Genomic DNA, 16,416 nt, shown 5'->3' on the forward strand with positions numbered 1-16,416 from the left:
CTGGCTCAACAGGGGATTCCGTGCCAACTTACGTGGCGGAATCGGGACTGCGAAGACGGTTCCAGCTTGGAGCAGTCTCCAAAGCAGTAAAGTCTCCCCTGGCGATCTCCTGGCAAATCCCCAAAAGTGCGCCGCCTGCCGCGCGCGCAAGCGAGCCGCCAAGGCTTATCCGCCGCACACCGGCCTTGGAAATCTGGTCGAACGTCAGCCCGGACACGCCTTGCCCGAGGACATGATTCACCGGAGAACTGACTGACCGGCATATCCTCTCGAGGGATACCAGATCCGGCACGCCGGGCACGTACAGAACCTCAGCACCAAGTGCCTCGAACGCCCTGAGGCGCCGAACTGCTTCTTCAACATCATAAACTCCCTTGCCGATTCCATCGGCGCGAGCAGTAAGTACAATGTCGTACCTTCGCGCAGCTTTCGCCGCAGCGGCAACACGTGCAACCGCATCGTCAAATTCGCGGATCGGCTGGTCGGGATCCGGCCGCCTGTCTTCGATCGAGAGTCCCGCCAATCCTGCCTCGGCCGCGAGCCGAACAGTCTCGGCGATCCCGCCCTGGGTGTCTTCATAGCAATCCTCAAAATCGGCGGTGACCGGGACATGGCTCGCCGCCGCTATCTCGGCGGCATATGCCAAACTTTCGTCGCGGCTAACCTCCCTTGCCCCATCCCTCTTCCCTCTCGAAAAGGCATAGCCTGACGAGGTTGTCGCCAGCGCGCCAAAGCCCAGACCTACCATCATCTGGGCGCCGGCTACGTCCCAGGGATTAGGAACCAGGAAACAGCCCGATTTGTGAAGGATACGAAATTGCTCAACCTTCTCGGACCGGGAAATCACAATATCCTCGAATTGGACGACTAGTTATGCAGTTGGACACAGATGGTACAAACTGCCACCGGTGTATGCCAACCCCATTGCTCAAATCAAAATGCCGTTCGCACCCTGACCCGCAGAATCGTCAGCAAACTCAGTCCCCGCACCAGCAGGAAAACGTGCAGCGCGGCCCACAGGCCGTGATTGCCGAAGGCGGGCGCCAGCGTGATCAGCGCGGCGGCAAAGACGAGGAACGACAAGAGCATCATGTTGCGCATGTCGCGCGACCATGTCGCGCCGATGAAGACACCATCCATCTGGAAGGCAAGCACGCCACTCAGCGCGGTGAACGCTGCCCAAGGCAGGTAGGCATCGGCTACTGCGCGGACATCCTGCGACGTCGTGACGACAGCGACCAGATTAGCGCCGGCCAGCAACAGCACCAATGTCGCGCCACCGGCCAATCCAAAGCCCCAAAACAGGGTCAGGCGGACCGCCCGCCTGAAGGGCTGCTCGGCACGCGCGCCAACGGCGCGGCCGGCGAGCTGTTCGGCGGCCGTGGCGAAACCGTCGAGGAAATAACCGGCGACGAGGAAGAAATTCATCAGCACCGCGTTGGCGGCGAGCGTCACTGTTCCGAACTGTGCGCCCTGGCGGGTGAACAGCGCGAAGGCGGCAAGCAGCGAGAACGAGCGGATCATGATGTCGCGGTTGAGCGACAGCATGCGCAGGAAGGCGCCCATGTCGAGCAGGCGGTGGCGAGGCAAGGGCGGGCTGGATCGGAACCGGCGCACCACGATCGCGAGACCAAGCAGCATGGCGAGGAATTCGCCGGTGACGGTCGCCCAGGCGACACCGGAAACGCCCCAGCCAAGTTCAAGGCCGAGCAGGAAGCAGAGCGCGATGTTGATGCCGTTGAGCACCAGTTGCAGGACAAGCCCGAGCCCGCCCTCGCCACGCCCCAGGACATAGCCAAGGACGGCGTAGTTGATCAGCGAGAACGGGGCGGCGAGCAGCCTGATCCTGACATAAACGCCCATCGCCTCGCTGACGCGTGGTCCGGCATCCATGAACCACTGGCCGCCAACGGCGATGAGCGGCGAAAGCGCCGCCAGCACGACGCCGGCAACGACCGCGATCAGCACGGCGCGCCAGAACACCGCCTGTTCCTCGAGAGCGTCGCCACGCCCGAAAGCCTGGGCGACGAGGCCGGTGGTGCCCGAACGCAGAAAGTTAAAGCTGGTGAAGACGACGTCGAAAGCCAATGCGCCGGCCGCCAGGCCGCCAAGCAAGGCGGCATCGCCGAACTGGCCGACAACAGCCGTATCGACCAGGCCAAGCAGCGGCGTCGTCAGATAGGCGAGCGTCATCGGCACGGCGATGGCAAGCACCGAGCGGTTGGTGACGGAAAAGGCTCTGGCGTCGGTTGGGATGGCATCCTTGTCCAAGGATTGCTGCCTTGCTGATTGCGGCTTGATCGGGGAACCGATGTGCCTCATTTTCCGGCCACCACGCAACCGCCCTTCCGCGACAGCCAACCGAAATCCCGCTCTGGCGCGAGGCCATCCGACCCAGTTCATGCCCCTGCAGATCGTCCATCACCCCGACTACGACGCCGGCTTCGCCACCAACCATCGCTTTCCGATGAGTAAATATCCGCTGCTGATGGAGGCCTTGCATGCACGCGGCCTGGCCGGACCCGGCGCGCTCAACACTGCTGAACCCGCGCCGGGGCCGTGGCTGAAGCTTGCCCATGCGGCCGCCTATGTCGACCAGGTCCTCTCCTGCTCCGTGCCGGAAAAAATCGAGCGCGAGATCGGCTTCCCGGTCGGCCCGCGCGTTTCGCTGCGCGCGCAGCTTGCCACCGGCGGCACTGTGCTGGCAGCCCGGCTTGCCTTGCGCCACGGCATTGCCTGCAACACCGCCGGCGGCAGCCATCACGCGCGGCGCGCGCAGGGCGCCGGCTTCTGCACCTTCAACGATGTCGCCGTCGCCTCGCTGGTGCTGCTCGCGGAGGGTGCGGCGCAGAAGGTCCTGGTGGTCGACCTCGACGTGCATCAGGGCGACGGCACGGCGGATATTCTAGGCGATGAGCCACGCGTGTTCACCTTCTCCATGCATGGCGAGCGCAACTATCCCACACGCAAGATCGCCTCGGACCTCGACATCGCCCTGCCCGACGGCACGGGCGACGCGGCCTATGTCGAAAGGCTTGATACCATCCTGCGGGACCTCTCCACGCGGGCGCATTGGGACATCGTCTTCTACAATGCCGGCGTCGACGTCCATGCCGGGGACCGGCTCGGCAGGCTGGCGCTTTCCGACAACGGTCTGCGCGCCCGCGACGAGATGGTCATCGGCCATTTTCGGGCGCTCGGCATTCCTGTCTGCGGTGTCATCGGCGGCGGCTATTCCACCGATGTGCCGGCACTTGCCGCGCGTCACGCCATCCTGTTCGAGGTGGCGTCGGGCTACGCGTGAAAGTCACTTCCGATAGTTGGCGATCCTGAGCAGGATGAAGGCCGGCACGACGATCGCGCCGCCAAGCAGGATATAGCCGAGGAAGCGGTCGATGGCATGGAAGCCGAGATTCCAGAGATCGATGAAGAACTTCCGGATGCCGTAGAACACATCCATCGGCGACCAGCCGAAGGCGTTCATGACCAGGCCGACGAGAAAGGATACCACCAGCAGCTTCAGGACAACCCTGAGCGGCGAGTCGCCGAGAAAGCGCGTCAGTGCGGACAAGGCCGTCTCCCGATTGAGATGCCCGGACTCGTGGGCACGGCCCAGAGATACGTGCTTGGCGATCATCCATCAAGCCGGCGCGGTCTGTACGGAGAAACTGATAAGTCGCAGCCAGATGTTGAACGCCATCGAAAGCCCGGATCACTCGAGCGTCTGGCAGAGCGGCTTCCGCGAGCCGCAATTCTTAAATATAGGTAAACAGTTTCATTTTAATTTATTGAAAATAAAGCACAAAACCGTCATTTTCCGGTTTTGCGCAATGTGCGTGCAATTTTCACTTGCGAGATACCAGGCGTCTTTCAGGTGACGGACCGCGCGGCGCTCTGCCCCTACCACCGCCGGTGAAAGCCGGTCCCCAGAACCGCGCGACCATCCCTGAAAGACACCCATCGGAGCTGACCGCCTCAACGGTCAGGCTCCTCGGCAATTAACCAGCGTATCGGGTGCGGATGCGCGTTTGTGTTGGAGTAATGCAGTGTCCCCTCAAGCAAAGATCGTCCTGACGGCGAGTGCCCTCGCCATGTGTCTTCTCGGGCCGGCGATGGCCGCCGACCTCTCGCCTGCCTACAATGATCCCCCTGCCTTCCAGTGGAGCGGCGCATATGTCGGCGTCCATGGCGGTACGGCGTTCACGGGGATGCCGAACCCGTTCGCCGGTCGAAACGGGTTCAGCGGCGGCGTCCAGGCCGGCTACAACCAGCAGATGGGCCCGGCGGTTCTCGGCGCCGAGATCGAAGGTTCCTATCTGGGCGGCGCCGAACACGATGTCCGGGGCGGCAAGATCAAGGAGAAATGGCGCGGCGCGGCCAAGGCGAAGGCCGGTGTGAGCTTCGACCAGACGTTGCTGTTCGGAACCGGCGGCGTGGCCATGACCAGGTTCGACAAGGGCGACGGCGTGAGGAGCAGCGACGGATGGAAGGTCGGTTACCTCCTCGGCGCCGGCATCGAGCAGGGTTTCGCCGGCGGCCTCTCGGCCAAGGTCGAGTACGACTATGTCCGCACCCCCGGCGTGGAAACGACATCGGCCCTAGGCAGATCCAAGGAGACGATCGGCAGCCATGAGTTGAAAGCCGGCATCAACTACCGGTTCTAGAAACAGCAAGTGGGCGGACCCCGATCGCGCGATGGCCGCAACGGCATCGCGCGATCTTGTCGTCGATGCATCGATGCCCGGACTTCCGTCGAGGAAAGAGCAATCCATGCTTGTCGCAATGTCGATGTAATCTTCGCAATCTAGGTCCCCTGCGTGAATTTTCACCATGGGAATCAGCAATGTCCACGCATCGCTCCGGCCGACGGACGTCCAAGCTATCGTTGCTATCGTTCATTGCGATCGCACTCGCATTGGCGGGTTGCGCCTCCGACATCATGAAGAATTATGTCGGACAACCGGTCGAATCGGTCGTTCTGGATTACGGTCCGCCGACGGCGATCGTAGACCTCGGCCAGGGAGAGCGCGCCTATCAGTGGCGCCAGGTCTCGACGTCAGCGGTTTCCGGGACATCGAGTGGCGAAGTCCGCCACACAAAACACGGAACCGTCTATGAAGAGACCGAAACGCCCGGCTATATCGAGCGTCAGGAATGCTTCTACACATTTTACGCCCGCGCTTCCGGCGGCCGCTGGTTCATCACCAATTTTCGCCGGCCAAAGCTGGAATGCGAATGAGCCGCCGAACCGCAAATCCTGCGGCAGTGGGTGAAGGAGAACGCCAATGCGCGTCCTGCTGATCGAGGACGAACCGGAAATGGCCTCCGTGCTGAAGACCGCCCTGGAGCGTCTGGACATCATCGTCGACCATGCCGCGACCTTGGCCGACGCCGAGGCGGTGGCTCGTCTGGGCCATCACGACGCCGTGGTGCTGGACCGCCGGCTGCCGGATGGCGACGGCCTCAGTCTGATCCCGCGCCTGCGCGCCCTGCATCTGGACGTGCCGGTGATCGCGCTGACGGCGATGAGCGGGCTGGACGACCGGGTCGCCGGGCTCGATGCCGGGGCCGACGACTACATGGTCAAGCCTTTCGCCACGGTGGAACTCGTCGCCCGGCTCCACGCCCTGCATCGCCGCTCGTTCACCTCGCGCGCCAGCCAGACGATGGTCGGCCGCCTCACCTATGATTTCCGCCATCGCGAGGCGCTGGTCGAGGATCAGGCGCTCGATTTGCCGCGGCGTGAAAGACTGGTGCTTGAAACGCTCATCCGCCGGCCGGGCCGGACGATCATGCGCAGCGCTCTCGAGGAGGCCGTCTACGCCCTGGACGACGAGATCGGCTCGAATGCGCTTGACGCGCATGTCTCGCGGCTGCGCCGCAAGCTCGACGATGTCGCCGCCGGCATCGAGATACGAGCGATCCGCAATCTTGGCTATCTCCTGCGGGCGGCCTCGTGAAGAAGGTGCGCGCGCGCTCGCTGCAATGGATCCTGGTCCGCCGGCTGATCCTGCTGCAGGCGGCGACGCTGCTGCTCTTCATCGTTTTGTGCGCGGCAGCCCTCTGGATCGCCAATCCGAGGCTGCTCATCGACAACGAGGCTGCCGTCGCGGCCGTCAAGGATGCCGTCGACCGCGACAAGGACGGCAGGCTGATTGTCCGTGAAACGCAAGACCTCGCCGCGTTTCGCCAGAGCTTCCCCAATGTCTGGTACATCGTTCGCGACGGTAGCGGGCGAACCGTCCGTTCCGGCACGATACCGGATGTCTACACCAAGGACCTCGGTGGCCTGCTCGGCCAAGCAGACCACGCCACGATCGGATTCTCCGACAAGGACATGCGGCCGGAAGCCTATATCGAAAACGCTTCGACCAAAGCCGGCGCGGTACAGATCATCGCCGCGACACAGTCGTCGCGCCAGGAGACCGACGGGCTCGAGATCAACATTTCGGCGACGGTGGAGGTCGCCCGGTACCCGGACGGCAGCAGGAACTGGGAGCGCGCCCTGCCGGCGCTTACGCTCGTCATCGCGATCCTGTTGCTGCCCATCGTCCTCGTCATGGGCGCCACCACGCTGGTCACAACGCCGGCCGTGGTCCGGCGCTCCTTTGCCGGCCTTGTCGAAACCGTCCGCCAGGCTGCCCGCATCGACATCGGTACCCGCGCGATGCAGTTGCCGGTCAAGCACGTGCCGCAGGAAATCGCGCCGCTGGTGCATGCCTTCAACGAGGCTTTGGCCCGCCTCGCGCAGGGATACGACCGGCACAACCGTTTCCTCACCGACGCGGCGCACGAATTGCGCACGCCGATCGCCATCCTACGCACACGCGCCGAGTTGCTGCGACAGGAGCCGCAAAGCGCGCGGCTGCTGCATGATATCGAGCGCCTGTCGCATCTTGCCCAGCAACTGCTCGACCATCAACTGCTCGACCGTCCATCCGACCAGCGCGAGATCGTCGATCTCGACGATCTGGTCAGCCGGGTGGCGGCCGACTTCGCGCCACTCGCCATCGAGGCCGGCTACGACCTTGCCTTCGAGCCTTCGACCGACATGACACGCGTCGAAGTCAACGTGCTGCAGATCGAGCGGGCACTCGCCAACCTCATGCGCAACGCCATCGAGCATGGCGGCGGCGGCGGTACCATCACGATTGCGATCGACGGGACGGGCGGCATCGAAGTGCGCGACGAAGGCCCGGGCATTCCTGAGGAAGAGCGAGAGAATGTCTTCGAGCCCTTCTATCGCCTGCAGCCGCAGTCGCGTGGGGCCGGCTTGGGCCTGAACCTCGCCCGGCAGATCGCGCTGCTGCACGAGGGAACGATCAGGATCCTGGCGGGCTCATGGCGCGGTGCCCGCATCCGCATGGAACTGCCGGTTCGTTCGTGACCCGGGCCGTTGAAGGCGCCAAACGCATGGCGGCCGGCCAGCCAGCGGCCGCGCCGATCGCTGATTTATCTGTTTTCTAACCAATTGCCGCTATTGCCATTTCCAAAGCGGGAGCCAGGCTTTGGTGGGAACGGGAAAAATCGACGCGCACCGCGCACCCATGTTGTCGGTCGTCGTGCCTTGCTACAATGAACGCGACGGCGTGGCGGAGCTTCACCGACGCGTCAGCGCGGTATGCCTCGAGCAAAGCCTCTCCTACGAGGTCGTGCTCGTCATCGATGGGGCGACCGACGGCACCCGCGAGGCCATTTTCGAACTGGCCGAAAAGGACGACCATGTGGTCGCCATCGATCTTGCACGCAACTACGGCCACCAGATCGCCTTGAGCGCGGGGCTGGAATTCTGCCGCGGCCAGCGCATTCTCATTCTCGACGCCGATCTCCAGGATCCGCCCGAACTGCTGGGCGCGATGATGGCCAGGATGGATGAAGGCTTCGACGTCGTCTACGGCCAAAGGGTGAAACGGGACGGCGAAAGCTGGTTCAAGCTGGCCTCCGCCTCGATGTTCTACCGTCTGCTCGGCAGGATGGTCGATGTCGAGATCGCGCCGGACTCCGGAGATTTCCGGTTGATGAGCCGCCGTGCGCTGGACCATCTGATCGCGATGCCCGAACGCTACAGGTTCATTCGCGGCATGGTGAGTTGGATCGGGCTGAGGCAGGTCGCCTTCCCTTATGAACGGCACCGGCGCTTTGCCGGCACAACCCATTACCCGCTGAAGAAGATGGTTCTTCTGGCGGTCGACGCAATGACCAGCTTTTCGATCGTGCCTTTGCGCTTTGCCTCGCTGCTGGGGATGATGTCCGGCCTGCTCGGTCTGCTCGTACTTGGCTATACGCTGTTGGAATGGTCTGTCGGCAATGTGCTGCCTGGCTGGACGAGCCTTGCCGCGATCATGCTCATCCTGGGCAGCGTCCAGCTTCTGGTGCTCGGCATCTTCGGCGAGTATCTCGGCCGCATGTACATGGAGACGAAGCGGCGGCCGCTCTATTTCGTCAACGAGATCGTTTCGCTTGGCCAGTCGGCCAAGGACAGCGATCTCCCGGTCCATCGCCTGCAGGAGATGGCAAAGAGGGCGGCCCGTGCTTGAGGCCGAATTCGACCAGCTTGCGCGCGAGTACCAAGAGCAGCATGCCGCGAGCATAAGGCTCAGTGGTGAGTCGCCGGACTTCTTCGCGAAATACAAGGTCGACGACGTCGCGGCGACACTGGGACGGGCCGGCGTGAAGCCCAGGCGCATACTCGACTTCGGTGCCGGCGTCGGCAATTCGCTCGGCTATATGCGCGCAGCGTTCCCCGATAGCGAGATCGTCCTGCTCGATCCTTCGCGGGAATCGCTCGACATCGCCAGCGAACGTTTCCCTGGTCAGGCCGCGTTCGCGCATTTCGACGGCCAGACCATCCCCTTCGCCGACGGTAGCTTCGACCTTGCTTTCGCGGCTTGTGTTTTCCATCACATCCCCGGGAACCTTCAGATCGGACTGTTCGCGGAGATCGGCAGGGTGCTGGCCAATGGCGGCAGTTTCTTTGTCTTCGAGCACAATCCGTGGAATCCGCTCACCACCCACGCGGTAAGGAACTGCGCCTTCGACGAGAACGCGGTCCTGATAAGCTCGCCGCAGATGGGCAGGCGAATGGCCGCGGCGGGCCTTTCCGGCACTCGGATCGTCTATCGGATTTTCTTTCCCAGACTGCTTGCAAAGCTGCGGCCGCTTGAGCGTTTCCTGACCAAGATACCTGTTGGAGCCCAATATTTTGCGCATGTGGTCAAGCCGCTCGTTTGACTGTCCGAGGATGCTGCCATCTGGCGCCGTCGGCCTGTTGAACACGACGCTGGGATGCGCGGTCATTCCAGCGAGGTTGGCGCTCTCGCCGAAAACCCGTTTGTCCATCTGGCGGGAAACCGGCTCTTCGCTGCCGTTTTTCATCCCGGCTAGGCCCGTTTCGTTCGTCGGTGGCGCGGATGCCCCCGATCGGTCGACAAGAATAGAGGCGAAATGGCCTGGAGCGCGACATGAACCAGGTTGAGGCAATCGTTCCGACCACGTCGCGGCTCGAGGATGCGCAGCGCATCAAGCTGGTATTCTGCCTGTTCGCAGCCTCCATCATAGCTGCTGGATTGGCCCCATTCGCGGGCTCGACCCTCAAGGACCCCGACAGCTGGTGGCAAGTGAAAGTCGGGCTGGATTTCCTCGCAAACCGGACATTTCCAACGGTCGATCCCTATTCCTACACTTTTGCCGGGCATCCGTGGATCGCAAAGGAATGGCTGGGGCAGGTCTTTCTGAGCGTTGCCTATAGTATCGGCGGATGGAATGGCGTCGCCGCGCTGATCATCGCCGCGATAGGGCTGACAGTCTTCGTGACGGCATGGTTCCTCAGCGCGTGGCTGAGGCCGATAGTGGCGGTAGCGCTGACATTCATCCTGGCCTTCCTGATCGCCCCTATCTATACGGCGCGTCCCCACGTCTTCACCTTGCCGATCATCGTCATCTGGACGGCGGTGTTGTTTCGTGCATCGGCAGAGGAGCGGGCTCCGCCCTGGTGGCTCCTCGCGCTGGTTGTGCTCTGGGCCAACCTCCACGCTACCTTCACCTTGAGCTTCGTCATCACCGCCTTCGCCGGTCTCGATGTCCTGGCGCGCATCGGCCTGTCGAAACCCGCTCTCTTGGCGAAGTGGGTGGCGTTTGGCCTGCTCTGTCCGCTGGTCTGCCTCATCCATCCCTATGGTGTGCAAGCCATCCTGGCCACGCTCACCGTTGCCCATGGCAATGAGGCGGTGCCGCTGATCCTGGAGTGGCGGCCGTTCAATGCCCCGGAACAGGACATGCAGGAAGCCGCGATACTGGTGGCGCTTTTCGGGCTTATGACGTCAAGGTTGCGGATCGGCTGGGCCAAGGCGTTGTTCATCGTCTTCACCTTGCATGTCTACCTGTCGCATCAGCGCTTCGTCTATCTGTTCTTCCTGCTTGTTCCGCTGGTGGTTGCGGTCGAAGTCGCGCGCCAGTACCCCGCCCTGTCAGCCAGCGTCTGGCTGAACGAAAAGCGTGACGGACTGGAAAAATTCTTCGCCGGCCAATTCCATCTGCTCTGCGGCGCGACGGCGGTGTTGCTGGTTGGCGCGTCGCTTGCGCTCAACAACGCCTACCAGGTCGCGCCGAGCCCGAAGACGTCGGCCAGCGGTGCTCTTGCATTCGCCAGGGATCACCACCTGTCCGGCAATGTCTTGAATTCCTACAATTTCGGCGGCACGCTGGTTTTCCATGGCATCAAGACCTACGTCGACGGCAGGACGGACCAGCTGTTTCTCGGCGGTTTTATGAAAGCCGACGACGCAACGGGGCAAACCGGCGGAAAACCGCTGCTCGAGGCCCAGTTGAAGAAATACGCCATCGGCTGGGCACTGCTCACGGCCGATGACACCCGCATCCCCTTCTTCAATGAACTGGGCTGGAAGCGGGCCTATGCCGACGACTATGCCGTGATCTACCTGCCCGGCGCCTGATTCACCCGATCCCGCAAAACCGGCGTGGCCAGCGTTCGAAGGCCTGGCATTCACATCCGGGCCAGAATCACGCGGACCGCCCCGTGCCTGTCGCCACGCGCGTGCTTCAATTCGCTCCGATGGTCTGGGTCGGCCTCATCTCCTATTCGCTCTACCTTGTTCACTCGCCGATCAATTCCTTCGTCCATTATCTCTCGCTGAAAGCCGTCTCGGTGCCGACGATCGTCGCAATGACGGTGGCCAGCTTCGCCCTGGCGACCTTCTCCTGGAAGTATGTCGAGCAGCCTTTCCGGCGGAAGCGGGCCTTCACCGCCGCGCTGCCTATCTTCGCCTTTTCGGCGACGGCGATCGCCCTGCTGTGCGTCGGCGGTCTGGCCGGTATGCTCGGCAACGGCTTTCCGCAGCGGTTCCCCGATTTCTCGACGCAACGGATCGTGGTGGGGGACTGGCGCAACAGCGTCTGCTTCAACGAGGGCGCGAGCCGGATCGAGGATTGGAACCTTGCCGACTGCACGCGCACGCATGGCTTTCCCACCAATGTGCTGCTGTGGGGCGATTCCTTCGCGGCTCACTACGTTTCGGGCCTGGAGGCCAACGCGCAGAAAATCCAGGCCAACGTCATCCAATATACCTATGCCGGCTGCCCACCCAACCTGTCCTTCTTTTCCTATGCCAGGCCGAACCGCACCCGCTTCAACGAACGGGCGCTGTCGATCATCCGCGATGCCAATATCCAGGCGGTGATCCTGAGCGGCCGATGGACGGACTACAAGGCCAGGGGCTTCGGCGGACTGCAGACGACGATCGACCGGCTGCGTGACATGGGTGTCAAGGTCTATGTCATCGGCCAGTCTCCGGAATTCATCGCCGACGTCCAGAAGATCGCTTTCTTTGCAAAACACGAAGGCGCCGTGAGTACATCCTGGCCAATGGCCATGGATGCCGACATCAACAAGCAGGTGCAGCTCTTCGCCAAGGGCGCGACCTTCATCGACCCGCTCACCTATCTGTGCGACGCCATCGGCTGTTCCTATGCGGATGCCACCAGCAAGCAGTTTCTCTATTTCGACTATGGTCATTTCTCTTCCGCCGGCGCGACGCTGGCCGTCTCGAAATACTGGCCGAGCTTCGCCGCCGGCGGCGAAGTCGCAAAGGTCAGGGAAGAGGCGCCGACCGTCACTGGTGAACTGGCGAAGCCCTCATTGTGAGACCGGTTTGCGATTGCCCAAAGCCATGCGGTCATGATAACGAGGCTGCAGCGCGGGTATGATGTAATGGTAGCCTGTCAGCTTCCCAAGCTGAACGCGCGGGTTCGATTCCCGCTACCCGCTCCAGCAGGCTACACAAGGCGTTGCGGCTGATCGGGGTTGGCCGAGATTCCGGCGGTTTTACACCATCGGTTCCGGCATCGTCCATGCTCGAATGTTGCATCTTCGGTCCACAGGAACTGGAAGAGAGCGCTGGTGTCGGCGTTTGCCCGTTCCGTGGCGCCTGACGAGCATTGCCTGTGGTGCGTCCGTTGCATCGGACATACCCGGTCGGGGTCGAGGCTCGCCATGTCTGCTTCAGATCCCCCGTCAGCACCAGATATTGCGTGTCGGTGCCCCGCTGGGCGGGTCCGGGACAACGGTTGTCGGCACCGAGATATTGTCTACAACCCAGATGGTCGAGACGCCGGCGTCCTCGATCCTCAAATGATAGTGGATCTGCTCTGCCGGGAAGACTGGCGGGAACATGCCGCCCGAGTTGGCGACCACCGGAAATCGTTCCGGATCACAGTGCGGCGTCAGCGTACCGGCATCATAGAAATACGCCTGCGCGCCGCTGTACGGCGTGGCGCTGGCGTTAAGCCACGGCACTAGACTCCGTTCCCAGAGAATGGACATAGGTTTCTTCAAAATCAATTTTGCAGTGTTGTTAGAAAGCGGACTTACCGCTAGTACTACCGCATGGGGCTAAAAATGTTTCGACCATTCGACAGGGCGCTAAAGCGCTCGCGCGACAAATTGTTCGCCGGACTCCGTACCTTTGACGGGTTTCGGTACTTCAGCCTGCTGACGATCAATGAAGACATAGTTTTTGTCACAAGGCAGTTCGCTGACCACAGGCTTGTTTTCTCGCCTCATGAACTAGTAGGCCGGCACCTTTTCAGGAATGGCCAATATCAGCGAGCCTTGGCTGACAGGGTACTTGAGATAATCGGCCAGCCCTTTGGGAAAACGCTGTTGGAGCTAGGCGCAAACATCGGGACACATAGCGTCTATCTCACCAGGCAAGGGCATTTTGACCGGCTGATCTGCGTCGAGCCGGCGCCGAACAATATCCACCTGCTGAAGCAGAACCTTGCCTTGAACGGGCTGGCTGAGAAAACCTCGGTCATCGAGTGTGCGGTTGGGGACAGGGATGGGACAGTCGATTTCTATTTTGACGAGAAGAATTTTGGGGCCAGCAGCATAACTGATCACGGCGGAACATCGGTTCAAGTCCCACTGCGCCGCGTGGACGGCATACTGCAAGACCTCGACGTCAGCCCGGAAGAGATCGGGCTTGTATGGATGGATATCGAAGGCGCCGAACCCGATGCGATCAGATCCATGGGGGAGATTGTGGATCAAGGTGTTCCGATTCTCATGGAATACGTGCCCGGCCGTTACGATCGAGCCAAAGTCTCCGAAATGACGGAATACCTGGCCCGCTCCTATCGACGATGCATCGTGTTCGACGGCAAGTCCGAGAAACAGGCCGATATCCGCGAACTGCCAGAAGATACCTACGATATCCTACTTTTGCCGTAGGCCTTCAATCGTTTCCTTGTGAGTGCCATATGCGCGAGATGGAGCAGAAATTCTTACGCATCACTCAGATGCTGGTGATGCTCGCCGTTTCAGGCACTGCCGCGCAGATGCACTGGACGAGCAACGGCCCCTCGATCGGCGCGTGGGGTCTGATCGGCGCAATCGCCTATACGTTCGTCTACTGCTGGTCTACGTCAGAACCTGTCCAACTGGCAGGGCTGTCAGGAATGCCTAAGCCTGGCCGATTCGCATCTCCTTCTTGAGGAGGAACCGGGCGAGGTTGTTGATATTCCGCGGCGCCACCTTCTTGGGCAGATGCGCCAGCAGGTCTTCCGATTTGACGTCGCTGCGGAACCGCTCCGCCCAATCTTCGGTGAGGTCGTCCCGCTGCAGGCGCAAATTCGTCTCGAACTCTCCGTCCGGCATTTCCATCGACAACTGCCGGGCCACCGACGCGACGTAGGGACGAGGATCGTCCAGCAGATCCTCGTAGAAAAAGTGATCGTAACGCAGATCGGCCAACCGCAGGTAAGCCTCCCAGAAGGCATAGCTCTGCTCGATCATGAAATAGGCTTGGCAGATGCCGGCGAAGTCGTATTGCGGAACCAGGTCCGCGCCGTCCATCGTGCTTCTCCAATGGCCTGACGCCTTCGCCCGGCAATAGGAAATCGCTTGGCGAAGACGGTCCCGCCGTTCCAGCAGGATCAAACCCATGGCATGGCGTCGGCTGCATTCCGCCAGGAAGTCGGCTCCATATTTGGCCTGCGACCAGTGAAGATGCCGTGGAAACAGCTTCACGGCGAACGTGCCGTTCGCGGTTCCGCCGCGATCGATCACGGCGGATAGCAGATCATCAAAGGATTTCGGCTTGCAGCCCAGATTGGCCGTGTCGAGCCATTCGGCTGACTTGCCGAATAATCCCGTGCTGTTCGTGAGGCTGCCAAGCCATTCAGAACCGCTGCGGGCTTCGGTCAATATTGCCACGCCCCTCATGCGTGCCGAGTGCCTCCAGATTGTAGACGCTTGATCACAATTCTAGAATACGGTTCTTCTTGGTCGCCCCTCGGCATGGTCGCAGCTCCGCTCGACAACTCCGCAACGGAGATGGGCTGGCATGCTCCGTCGATTCGATATTAGAATAAGCTAAATTACTTAATCCGTCACGGTCAGGTGATCGGCCACGCTGTGGTGGCCGTCAACCAGAAGCGATTACAGCCAGACGCGGAGCCAGACGCGCTCGCGCCGGCAGCGGACGCGGCGGCGGCCGTGGCGCCAGTAGCTGCGGCAAACCCGTCTCCAGCCGCGGCGGCGTCCATGGCGGCGACGCCAGTAGCCATCGGGACCGCGATGTCTCCAGCGACGCCAGCGGCGATCGGAGACCTGCTCCAGTTCGACCTGATCGTCCCCTTCGAAGACAGCCGGATCCGGCTTGTCCAATTCATCGAGAATTCCATTGCCTTGGGGAACACCGGCAAGCGCGCGGCCAGGTCCGGCCACGCTCGCAAACGCCACTGCCCCCGCAACGCCAAGCATTCCAGTAAGAAACAACCGACGTTCCATGAAAACCTCCCGAGTTGTTGACCACCGACACCTCGTTCCCTCGCCCGAAACAGGCTCCAGCGCGCATGCCGATTTTTTTTGAACGCGCGACGGCGATTCTCGTTCCATCAGCCCACTTCGCGCAGGATGAAATCATGCAGCATCTTGGCCGCCGGCGACAGTACGCGATTCCTGACCGTGATCAGGCTGTAGGGCCTGACCTCGATGTCGAATTCGGTCTGGACGACGTCGATGGCGCCGGCAAGCCCGTCCGGGTTCTGGATGAACTTCGCCACCTGCACCGATACCGGCGCGATGGCATCGGATTGCGCGACCATGACCAGCGTGAGCAGCAGCGAGCTGGTGTTCAAGATCCGGTCCGGCAGCGCGATGTTGCGGTTCAGGAAGTTGCTCTCCATCGCCTGGCGCAAGGGCGAACCGCCCGACTGGAAGACCCAGTCATAGGCAGCGGTGTCTTCCAGCCGCACCACATTACCCCTCGCGAGCGGGTGGCCGCGGCGTACGATCAGGCAGGCCTTCTCGACGCCGATGACGCGGGATTCGAACAGCCGCGGATTGAGGTCGTCGGGAATGCGGGCGATGATAAAGTCGTGGCGCGAGGCGATCAGCTCGCGGGCGAGCACGTTCGACGTTTCGACCTGCATGGTGATCTCGATGCGCGGGTAGATGCGGCGGATCTCGCGAATCGCCGGCACGGCCAATTCGATCGCCGGCGCGGTCACGGCGCCGAGGAACACCGAGCCGCCCTTGCCTGCCTTGAGCTCGGCAATCTCGCGATCGGCTTCGCGCATCTCGAGCAGGATCGAGCGCGCCCGCCTGGCAAGTGCCTGGCCATAGGGGGTGAGGGTTACGCCGCGCGGCAGCCGTTCGCACAGCTTGACGTCGAGCACCGCCTCCATCTCGGCGATCATGCGCGAGGCGGCCGGCTGGGAGATGTTCATGACCTGGGCCGCGGCGCTCACCCGTCCGTGATCGTCGAGGGCGGCTATCATGCGCATGTGGCGCAAGCTCAAGCCACTGCGCAGGAGTGTTTCCCCGTCTCCCGGGAGCTTCTCGTAACTTACTGGAATCGCATCGGGATCGCGCAACGCCGCCATGATCTTCCAGCC

The 16,416-nt window shown here is 62.0% G+C and carries 17 protein-coding genes and 1 tRNA gene; 11 read left to right on the forward strand and 7 right to left on the reverse strand.

The features are described 5' to 3' along the window. Nucleotides 1-28: 28 nt before the first annotated feature. A complete protein-coding gene (locus FJ970_RS30720; RefSeq protein ID WP_181178817.1) occupies nt 29-847 on the reverse strand; it encodes an isocitrate lyase/PEP mutase family protein in 819 nt (272 codons plus the stop codon). Nucleotides 848-933: 86 nt separating this feature from the next. Next, nucleotides 934-2,271, reverse strand: coding sequence for an MATE family efflux transporter (locus FJ970_RS30725; RefSeq protein ID WP_140765111.1), 1,338 nt, complete (start codon nt 2,269-2,271; stop codon nt 934-936). A gap of 130 nt (nt 2,272-2,401) precedes the next feature. On the opposite strand from FJ970_RS30725, the gene FJ970_RS30730 reads away from it, so the two are divergent. Next, nucleotides 2,402-3,304, forward strand: coding sequence for a histone deacetylase (locus FJ970_RS30730; RefSeq protein WP_140765109.1), 903 nt, complete (start codon nt 2,402-2,404; stop codon nt 3,302-3,304). Nucleotides 3,305-3,307: 3 nt separating this feature from the next. Here FJ970_RS30730 and FJ970_RS30735 read toward each other — a convergent pair whose 3' ends face one another. Next, nucleotides 3,308-3,571, reverse strand: a complete 264-nt coding sequence (locus tag FJ970_RS30735) for a DUF6460 domain-containing protein (protein WP_140765107.1) — start codon at nt 3,569-3,571, stop codon at nt 3,308-3,310. 475 nt (nt 3,572-4,046) lie between these two features. Here FJ970_RS30735 and FJ970_RS30740 point away from each other — a divergent pair, with 475 nt between their 5' ends. From FJ970_RS30740 to FJ970_RS30780, 9 genes are all read left to right on the forward strand, one after another. Then, nucleotides 4,047-4,664, forward strand: a complete 618-nt coding sequence (locus tag FJ970_RS30740; RefSeq protein WP_140765105.1) for an outer membrane protein — start codon at nt 4,047-4,049, stop codon at nt 4,662-4,664. Between the two features lie 179 nt (nt 4,665-4,843). Further along, nucleotides 4,844-5,239 (forward strand): hypothetical protein, encoded by a 396-nt coding sequence (locus tag FJ970_RS30745; protein WP_140765103.1) that lies wholly within the window; start codon nt 4,844-4,846, stop codon nt 5,237-5,239. Between the two features lie 46 nt (nt 5,240-5,285). Further along, the gene (locus tag FJ970_RS30750; protein ID WP_140765101.1) at nt 5,286-5,960 is read left to right on the forward strand and encodes a response regulator transcription factor; all 675 of its coding nucleotides are present in this window, start codon (nt 5,286-5,288) and stop codon (nt 5,958-5,960) included. Beyond that, complete coding sequence (locus FJ970_RS30755) at nt 5,957-7,387, forward strand: sensor histidine kinase (RefSeq protein WP_140765099.1); 1,431 nt, start codon at nt 5,957-5,959, stop codon at nt 7,385-7,387. The genes FJ970_RS30750 and FJ970_RS30755 overlap by 4 nt, the downstream gene beginning before the upstream one ends. Before the next feature lie 124 nt (nt 7,388-7,511). Further along, on the forward strand, nt 7,512-8,537 hold the full coding sequence (locus tag FJ970_RS30760; protein ID WP_210243080.1) for a glycosyltransferase family 2 protein: 1,026 nt from the start codon (nt 7,512-7,514) through the stop codon (nt 8,535-8,537). Further along, a complete protein-coding gene (locus FJ970_RS30765; RefSeq protein WP_140765097.1) occupies nt 8,530-9,231 on the forward strand; it encodes a class I SAM-dependent methyltransferase in 702 nt (233 codons plus the stop codon). The genes FJ970_RS30760 and FJ970_RS30765 overlap by 8 nt, the downstream gene beginning before the upstream one ends. Before the next feature lie 230 nt (nt 9,232-9,461). Further along, the gene (locus FJ970_RS30770) at nt 9,462-10,952 is read left to right on the forward strand and encodes a hypothetical protein (RefSeq protein ID WP_140765095.1); all 1,491 of its coding nucleotides are present in this window, start codon (nt 9,462-9,464) and stop codon (nt 10,950-10,952) included. 83 nt (nt 10,953-11,035) lie between these two features. Continuing rightward, complete coding sequence (locus FJ970_RS30775; protein WP_227791989.1) at nt 11,036-12,160, forward strand: acyltransferase family protein; 1,125 nt, start codon at nt 11,036-11,038, stop codon at nt 12,158-12,160. A gap of 52 nt (nt 12,161-12,212) precedes the next feature. Further along, nucleotides 12,213-12,286 (forward strand) — tRNA-Gly (locus tag FJ970_RS30780). Nucleotides 12,287-12,529: 243 nt separating this feature from the next. Here FJ970_RS30780 and FJ970_RS30785 read toward each other — a convergent pair. Next, nucleotides 12,530-12,838, reverse strand: a complete 309-nt coding sequence (locus FJ970_RS30785; RefSeq protein ID WP_140765093.1) for a hypothetical protein — start codon at nt 12,836-12,838, stop codon at nt 12,530-12,532. Nucleotides 12,839-12,913: 75 nt separating this feature from the next. Here FJ970_RS30785 and FJ970_RS30790 point away from each other — a divergent pair, with 75 nt between their 5' ends. After that, nucleotides 12,914-13,747 carry an FkbM family methyltransferase gene (locus FJ970_RS30790; protein WP_181178816.1) on the forward strand — a complete coding sequence of 278 codons (834 nt, stop codon included), beginning with the start codon at nt 12,914-12,916 and terminating at the stop codon, nt 13,745-13,747. A 231-nt stretch (nt 13,748-13,978) separates the two neighbouring features. Here FJ970_RS30790 and FJ970_RS30795 read toward each other — a convergent pair whose 3' ends face one another. The 3 genes from FJ970_RS30795 to FJ970_RS30805 form a co-directional block, all read right to left on the reverse strand. Continuing rightward, on the reverse strand, nt 13,979-14,731 hold the full coding sequence (locus FJ970_RS30795) for a Stf0 family sulfotransferase (protein ID WP_227792216.1): 753 nt from the start codon (nt 14,729-14,731) through the stop codon (nt 13,979-13,981). Nucleotides 14,732-14,956: 225 nt separating this feature from the next. Then, complete coding sequence (locus tag FJ970_RS30800; protein WP_140765087.1) at nt 14,957-15,307, reverse strand: protamine-2 (modular protein); 351 nt, start codon at nt 15,305-15,307, stop codon at nt 14,957-14,959. A gap of 107 nt (nt 15,308-15,414) precedes the next feature. Further along, nucleotides 15,415-16,404 carry a LysR family transcriptional regulator gene (locus FJ970_RS30805; protein ID WP_140765085.1) on the reverse strand — a complete coding sequence of 330 codons (990 nt, stop codon included), beginning with the start codon at nt 16,402-16,404 and terminating at the stop codon, nt 15,415-15,417. Between the last annotated feature and the right edge of the window lie 12 nt (nt 16,405-16,416).

This window comes from Mesorhizobium sp. B2-1-8 (assembly GCF_006442545.2).
In the GTDB taxonomy this organism is placed as follows: Bacteria; Pseudomonadota; Alphaproteobacteria; order Rhizobiales; family Rhizobiaceae; genus Mesorhizobium.

Excerpts from the sequence above, each read along its gene's own strand:
- FJ970_RS30745 (WP_140765103.1), top strand. The coding sequence starts at position 4,844 with ATGTCCACGCATCGCTCCGGCCGACGGACGTCCAAGCTATCGTTGCTA.
- FJ970_RS30805 (WP_140765085.1), bottom strand. The coding sequence starts at position 16,404 with ATGGCGGCGTTGCGCGATCCCGATGCGATTCCAGTAAGTTACGAGAAG.
- FJ970_RS30730 (WP_140765109.1), top strand. The coding sequence starts at position 2,402 with ATGCCCCTGCAGATCGTCCATCACCCCGACTACGACGCCGGCTTCGCC.
- FJ970_RS30790 (WP_181178816.1), top strand. The coding sequence starts at position 12,914 with ATGTTTCGACCATTCGACAGGGCGCTAAAGCGCTCGCGCGACAAATTG.
- FJ970_RS30785 (WP_140765093.1), bottom strand. The coding sequence starts at position 12,838 with ATGTCCATTCTCTGGGAACGGAGTCTAGTGCCGTGGCTTAACGCCAGC.
- FJ970_RS30770 (WP_140765095.1), top strand. The coding sequence starts at position 9,462 with ATGAACCAGGTTGAGGCAATCGTTCCGACCACGTCGCGGCTCGAGGAT.
- FJ970_RS30800 (WP_140765087.1), bottom strand. The coding sequence starts at position 15,307 with ATGGAACGTCGGTTGTTTCTTACTGGAATGCTTGGCGTTGCGGGGGCA.
- FJ970_RS30750 (WP_140765101.1), top strand. The coding sequence starts at position 5,286 with ATGCGCGTCCTGCTGATCGAGGACGAACCGGAAATGGCCTCCGTGCTG.